The sequence below is a fragment of the Streptomyces hirsutus genome (genome assembly GCF_001418415.1).
Taxonomy (GTDB): domain Bacteria; phylum Actinomycetota; class Actinomycetes; order Streptomycetales; family Streptomycetaceae; genus Streptomyces; species Streptomyces hirsutus.
Genome location: NZ_LIQT01000206.1, coordinates 1 through 7041 on the forward strand (window position 1 = coordinate 1; position 7041 = coordinate 7041).

7 protein-coding genes are annotated in these 7041 nt (G+C 73.2%); all 7 read left to right on the forward strand.

Annotated elements, in window-relative coordinates:
- Nucleotides 1-653 (forward strand): SidA/IucD/PvdA family monooxygenase (locus AOK11_RS16625; protein ID WP_157869379.1); only part of this gene is annotated, 653 nt, incomplete at its 5' end.
- A 31-nt stretch (nucleotides 654-684) separates the two neighbouring features.
- A complete protein-coding gene (locus AOK11_RS16630; RefSeq protein WP_055594507.1) occupies nucleotides 685-1053 on the forward strand; it encodes a cupin domain-containing protein in 369 nt (122 codons plus the stop codon).
- Between the two features lie 4 nt (nucleotides 1054-1057).
- Complete coding sequence (locus AOK11_RS16635; RefSeq protein WP_055594508.1) at nucleotides 1058-2662, forward strand: class I tRNA ligase family protein; 1605 nt, start codon at nucleotides 1058-1060, stop codon at nucleotides 2660-2662.
- 314 nt (nucleotides 2663-2976) lie between these two features.
- Nucleotides 2977-4098 carry an NAD(P)/FAD-dependent oxidoreductase gene (locus AOK11_RS16640; protein ID WP_055594509.1) on the forward strand — a complete coding sequence of 374 codons (1122 nt, stop codon included), beginning with the start codon at nucleotides 2977-2979 and terminating at the stop codon, nucleotides 4096-4098.
- Entirely contained in the window at nucleotides 4095-5375 is a 1281-nt protein-coding gene (locus AOK11_RS16645) for an ATP-grasp domain-containing protein (RefSeq protein WP_240497373.1), read from the forward strand. The genes AOK11_RS16640 and AOK11_RS16645 overlap by 4 nt, the downstream gene beginning before the upstream one ends.
- 5 nt (nucleotides 5376-5380) lie before the next feature.
- A complete protein-coding gene (locus tag AOK11_RS16650; protein ID WP_055594511.1) occupies nucleotides 5381-6643 on the forward strand; it encodes an ATP-grasp domain-containing protein in 1263 nt (420 codons plus the stop codon).
- A 43-nt stretch (nucleotides 6644-6686) separates the two neighbouring features.
- A partial coding sequence (locus tag AOK11_RS16655) for an MmcQ/YjbR family DNA-binding protein (RefSeq protein WP_167353804.1) occupies nucleotides 6687-7041 on the forward strand: 355 nt, incomplete at its 3' end.

Consider the following 7041-nt stretch of genomic DNA (forward strand, 5'->3'; position numbering starts at 1 on the left):
TGCGGGACCTGCCGGGCTGCCGCCCCACGATGATCATGCGTTCGATCGGTCTGAACGGCTACGAGAGCAGCAAGTTCACCAACGAGCTGTTCTACGCGTCGTTCGTCGACGACTTCTACGAGGCAGCCCCGGACGCCCGCCGCCAGCTGCTGGCGGAGATGCACCGCGCGAACTACGGCGGCCTGGCTCCGGCCACCCTCGACAGCCTGTACCGGCAGTTCTACCAGGACCGACGGGACGGCATCGGCCGGCTCGGCATGATCACCATGTCCGACGTCACCGGCGCCGCGACCGACGGTGACGACATCGTCCTGACTCTCGGCGACCGCCGCACCGGCGCCACGGGCGAGCTGCGCACCGACTTGGTGCTGCTCGGCACCGGCTTCGACCAGGCGATGCCCCGCATGGTCCGTGACCTCGGCGCCGGGCTCGGCCTGGACGGGCTCCGGGTCAGCCGCAACTACCGCCTCGAGCTGGGCCGTCCGGCCACCGGGGCCCTCTACCTCCAGGGGGTCAACGAGGCCACCCACGGCATCGCCGACTCCCTGCTCAGCGTCCTCGCCGCCCGCTCGGCGGAGATCACCGAGGACATTCTCGCGCACCGCACCGAACACCCGGCCGGGGACCGCGAGCCCGCCCTCGCCACCGCCTGACCGACGCTCGCTCCCAGCAGAAGGACGCCCCGTGCTGATCAAGAACCTCGACCGCGCCGGCCTCACCCACGAGAACGGCCTCGACGCCCAACGCCTGCTTCCCTGGCCCGAGCTGAACGCGCCCTTCGAGGGCTCCTGGTGTGTCATCCGCCCCGGTACCGCGTCCACCCCGCACGCCCACCACGAGTACGAGATCTTCATCGCCCTGCGCGGCGAGGCATTCCTGGAGTCCGGTGGCGAGCGCGTGCCGTTCAACGCCGGCGACATCGTGCACTTCCCGCCCCACCACGAGCACCGCGTCGTCAACGACTCCGACGCCGACTTCGAGATGTACAGCGTCTGGTGGGACGCCGATATGGCCGAGCGCTTCACCGCCCGTCACACGACACAGGAGGCGTGAAACGATGAGCACGGACCAGCGGCGCACGGTCATCATCGGCCCGCCCCCCACCCCCAACGGCGACCTGCACGTCGGCCACATCGCCGGCCCGTACATGGCGGCCGACGTCCACGCCCGCTACCTGCGGACCACCGGGCAGCCGGTGCTGTACACGACGGGCACCGACGACAGCCAGACGTACGTCGTCTCCAGCGCGGCCAAGCTGGGTACGGGCCCGCGAGCGCTCGCCGAGAAGTCCTGGCACGACATCCGCGAGACGCTCGGCCTGATGGGCATCTCCGTCGACGGCTTCGCCCCCTTCGACGACGGCTATCGCGCGATGGTCCTGGACTTCCTGACCCGGCTGCACGAGGCCGGCAGGTTCACGCTCCGCACGGTGCGGTTGCCGTACGTCGAGGCCACCGGCGAGTTCCTGATGGAGGGCCTGGTCGGCGGCGGCTGTCCGGTCTGCCTGGCGGTCAGCCGGGGCGGGCTGTGCGAGAGCTGCGGGCACCCCAACAACTTCACCGAGCTGACCGACCCGCGCTCCACGATCGACCCGGACGCCGAGGTCACCTACCGCGAGGCCGAGATCCTCGTCCTGCCGCTGGAGGAGTACCGTGAGCGGCTCACCGCCTTCCACGAGGCCAAGCAGGCCACCTGGCGGCCGCACATCGTGCAGTTGATGCGCGAGGTGCTGGCCCGTCCGCTGCCGGACTTCCCGATCACGTACCCGACGGGCTGGGGCATTCCCGCCCCGTTCCCGGAAACGCCGGGCCAGGTGCTCAACGCCTGGGCGGAGGGCATGCCGGCCTCCATGTACTGCACGGCGGTGGCCCAGCGGGCCCATGGCGAACAGCCGTCGAGCGACGACGAGCTGTGGCTGGCCGGGAACGACATCCGGCTCGTCTACTTCCTCGGCTTCGACAACGCCTACTTCTGGGGCCTGACCCATCTGGCACTGCTGCTCGCCCACGAGGGCCGGTACGTCGTCCCGGACGCCATCGTCTGCAACGAGTTCTACGAGCTGGAGAACGAGAAGTTCTCCACCAGCAAGGGCCACGTGGTGTGGACCCGCGACCTGGTCCGCGAGGTCCCGCGCGACCTGGTCCGCTTCCACCTCGCCCTCACCGCCCCCGAGCACGCCCGCACCAACTTCTCCCGGGCCGCCCTGGCGAAGATCACCGGCGAGCGCCTGGTCGAGCCGTGGAACCGGCTGGCCGGCCTGCTCGGCAAGGCGGTCGCGGAACTCGGCCTGACGGGCCGCGACCTGCCGGTGTCCGAGGCGGCGAACGCCCGCCGGGCGGCGATGGCCGAGCGGTTCGCGGCCGGCTACCGCCTGACCGGGTGCAGCCTCAGCCGTACGGCCGACCTGATCCCGCTGCACACCGAGCGCCTCCTGGGCCGGGCCGAGGCCCTGCCGGCCGGTCCGGGCCCGGCCACCCGCGAGGCGTCCGCCGCCGAGCTCGGCGACCTGTTCGCGGAGGTGCGCACCCTGCTCGCCGCGGCCTCGCCGATCCTCGTCGACCTTGCCGAACGGGCCCGCCCGGACGGTGGTTTCGACGGCACGTTCGCCGTGGCGCCGACGGAGCGGACGACCAGGCCGTTCACCGTCCCGACCCTCGGCTGACCACCGCGGCCGACCGGTACCCGAGCCTTGCCCGGTCCGTACCCCGGCCGGTGCCCCGACTGGTGCCCGGTCCCGGTCCGTCCCGGTCCGTCCTGGTCCGTCCCGGTCCCGGTCTGTGTCCGGCGTCCGGTCCCGTCCGGTCCCGGTCCGTGTCCGGCGTCCGGCTCGTGTCCGGTCCCGGCTCGTGCCCGGCCCGGTTCCCGGCCGGTGTCCGGGCTGCGTCGCCCGCGTCCAGTCCTGCCCGGTTCCGCCCGGTCCCAGCCCGTGTCCCCTCTCCCCCCATCCCGTACCCGACCAGCGAAAGGAGGTGCCCGATGCGTGTCACCGTGGTGGGTGGCGGCGTGATCGCCCTGCTGACAACCGTGGAGTGCGCCCTCGCCGGACACCGGGTCACGGTCGTCGACCAGGGGTCCATCCCGTACAGCCGGGCCACCTCTTTCGACCAGCACCGCATCATCCGGGCCCTGCACCCGGCCGACCCGCGCGCCACCGCGGCCGCGCTGAGCGCCCACCGGCGCTGGCTGGACCTGGAGGAACTGCTCGCCACCCGCTTCTACGAGCGGGTCGGCGCGCTCACCGTGCTCCCGCCCGCCGCGGCGGACGAGGGCGCGCTCCTGCTCAACGGAGCCGGCGGGCACGCCCGCACGCTCACCGCCGCCGCGCTCGCCGACCGCTACCCGCACCTCTCCCTCGACGGCGCCCTGGCAGGCGTCCTGGAGGACGAGGCCGGGGTACTGCTCGCCGAGCGCGTGCTCGCCGCCTGCGTGGGCTGGCTGAAGTGGCAGCCCGGCATCGACCTCGTCGCGCACCGGCCGGTGGTCGCGGTGGACGGCGAGCGCGGGCAGGTCCGGTTCGCGGACGGGCGGGTCCTCGACGCCGACGGCGTCCTGGTCGCCGTGGGGCCGTGGGCGCGGGGGCTGCTGCCCGACCGGGTGGCGAAGACCCTCACCCTGCACCGGCAGTCGCTGCTGTACTGCCGGGCGCCCGGGGAACAGGCGGAGGCGTGGGCGGCCACCCCGGCGATCCCGGCGCTCGGCACGCGGCGGGGGGCCTGGCTGATCCCGCCGGTCGCCGGCACCGCCCTCAAGGTGACCTCCGCCGCGCTGTGCCGCGAGGTCGACGCCCTCACCGACCACCGCACGCCCGAGGAGTACCAGCGTGAGCTGGCGGCCGAGTTCGGCGACCTGCTGCCGGGCTTCTCCCCGGCCTGGGTGCTCGGCAGCAAGGACTGCTACTACCTGTCGTACTCCGGGACCGGGGGCCCGCTCGTGGTCTCCCTCGGCGGCTCGGCCCACGCCTACGCGGCCTGCGGCGGCTCCTCGTTCAAGTTCGCGCCGCTGATCGCCCGCACCCTCGCCGACCGCGTCCTTCGCCGCACCCCCGACCCGACCGGCCTGACGGCCCTGGACACCACCCCCCTCGACGCCTCCCCATGACCCCCGCTGAAAGGAACGCGATGAAGCTGCTGGCGATCGAAGCCCGGCAGAACGCCACCTACTACGTCTCCCGCTACCAACAGGTCGTCGGCCTGGGCGCCGACGTGTACGTCCTCAACGGCGAGGGCACCGACGACTTCTGGCCCGCCGACCGCTACCGCATCGCCGGCTCGCGAGCCGTGACGGACCTGATCGCCGCGGCCAAGGAGTGGCACGCCGAGGAGCGGTTCGAGGGGGTCTTCACCTTCTCCGAGTCCGGGGTCCTCGCGGTCGCCGCCGTCGCCGAGGCCCTCGGACTGCCCGGCATCGGCCTGGAGGCCGCCCGCGCCAGCCGGAACAAGCTGCTGATGCGCCAGGCCCACGAACGCGGCAACGCCGCCCACCCGTCCTTCCGGTTCGTCACCGACGAGCACCAGGCCCTGGCCGCCGCCGAGGAGTTCGGCTACCCGGTGATCGTGAAGCCGACCCTGGGCGCCGCCTCCCACTACGTCTTCCGCGCCGACGACGAGGCCGAACTGCGCGAGCGCTACACCCAGGCCGCGCAGGGCCTGACCGAGCTGTCCTGGTACGCCATGGAGGCCGACGGCCTCGACCTCGGCCCGCACGGACTGCTGGTGGAGTCCTTCCTCGACGGCGACGAGTTCCTCATCGAGGCGCTGGCCTGGGACGACGAGGTGTACCTCGGCTCGATCGTCGACCGGGTCACCGCCGAGGGCGACACCTTCGACGACGACGTCCACCACGCCCCCACCGCGCTCACCCCGGAGCGGATCGAGGCCGTCCACGAGGTCGTCGCGGCGGGCGCCCGCGCCCAGGGGCTGGTCCGCAGCGTGATGCACGCCGAGGTCCGCTTCCACGACGGACGCCCGCACCTGGTGGAGATCGCCGTACGCCCCGGGGGCGGCGGTCTGGACCACATGGCCCGCGTCTCCGCCGGCTACGACCCGATCGCCGCCGTCGCCGACGTGGCCCGCGGGATCCGCCCGCGGGCCGGGCACTACGCGCCGACCGGCGTGCACACGGCCGCGATGTGCCTGCTGCCGCCGTCCTCCGGCCGGATCGGCGCCATCCACGTCCCCGACGAGGTGGCCGGCCGGGACGACCTGTTCTTCCTCAAGCTCACCGCGAAGCCGGGCGACCTGGTCCGCCGCCCGCCGGAGGGCAACAGCATCCTCGGCTTCCTCGGCGTGACCGGCACGTCCTTCGAGGACGCGATGTCCACCGCCGAGGAACTCGCCGCCCAGGTCCGCGCCGACCTCATCCGACCCCAGGAGTGATTGACATGACCGAACGCCCCGTGATCATGGTCGGCTTCGTGCAGGCGGCGGTGACCTCGCTCGCCCAGTTCCAGCCCGAGGGCTCCGTGATCGTCATCGACGAACCCGACGTCATCCGCAACCGCGACTTGCGGCCCAAGGCCGACGAGGCGCCCGTGGTCCGCGAACTGATCGCCTGGGAGTACCAGCTCGAAGGCGCCGCCGACGCGTTCTACAACACCCACCCCGGCCTCGACCCGGCCGCCATCGCCCCGCTCCAGGAGTACGCCACCCCGTTCGCCGCCCGCCTCGCCGAGCGCTACGGTCTGCCCACCGGCGGCTACGGTGCCCTGCGGGTCCTGCGCGACAAGGCCCTGCTGCGCAAGGTCAGCGCCGCCGCCGGCATCCTCAACCCCGAGTCGGTGGAGGTCGCGTCGCCGGACGAGGTCCGCGCCTTCATGGCCGCCCACCCCGGCCCGGCCGTCCTCAAACCCGCCAACCGCCAGGCCGCCCTCGGCACCCGCGTCCTCGCCTCCGCCGACGAGATCGACGAGGCCTGGGCGGAGACCACCGCCATGGACGAGGGCGTGATGGAAACCGACCGGGGCTTCGAACTGCGCATGCTCGTCGAGCGGTGCGTGCGGGGCCGTGAGTACAGCGTGGAGATGCTCGTCGAGCGCGGCCGGGTCCTGTTCGGCAACGTCACCGGCAAGGAGCTCTACCCCGGCACCCGTCCGATCGAGCTGGGCCACCTGGTTCCCGCCGACGTCCCCGGCGAGCTGGACGCGCTGCTGCGCGCCGAGACCGAGCGCCTGTTGAGGTCCGTCGCCTTCGGCACCGGCACCGCCCACTGCGAGTGGATCGTCGAGGACGGCCGCCCCTACCTGGTCGAGTGCGCGGGCCGCTTCCCGGGCGACGGCATCGTCGACCTCATCGACCGCGCGTACCGCATCGACCTCGTCCACGCCTACTGGACCCTGATGAAGGGCGAACCCCTGACCGCGGACCTCCCGGCCAAGGCGCCCGGTGCCGCCGCGGTCCGCTTCCTGCACACCGGGGAGGCCGGTGTCGTCGAGTCCGTCACCGGCGTCGAGGCGGCGCGGGAGCTGCCCGGCGTCGAGGTGTGCTCGGTGACCGTGGAGCCCGGCGCCGAGGTGCGCGAGCTGCGCAGTTCCTGGGACCGTGTCGGCTCGGCCGTCACGGAGGCCGCGACCGGCGCCGAGGCGCGCGCGGCGGCCGTACGGGCGCTGGAGACGATCGAGCTGAAGGTCCGGCCGGCGCGCGCGTGACCGCGCCGGCCGGACCGCACACAGGAGGAAGGACGGGCAGGACATGGCCACCGTCGCAGACGTACGGCGCCTGGCACTGGCGCTGCCGCGCACCGAGGAGCATCTGATCCGGGACCGGGTGAAGTTCCGTATCGGCAGGATCGTGTACCTCGCGCTGTCCCGTGACGAGACCACCCTGGGCTTCGCGTTCCCCAAGGAGGAGCGCGCGGCCCTGGTGGCCTCGGACCCGGGGAAGTTCTCGATGCCCCGCGAGTCCGACCTCCGGTACCACTGGGCCCGGGCGACGCTGGGCGCCCTGGACCTGCCGGAACTGACGGAACTGGTCACCGAGGCCTGGCGCATGTGCGTCCCCGCGCGACTCGCCCGCGCCCACCTCGGCCCCGGCCCCGGCCCCGGCC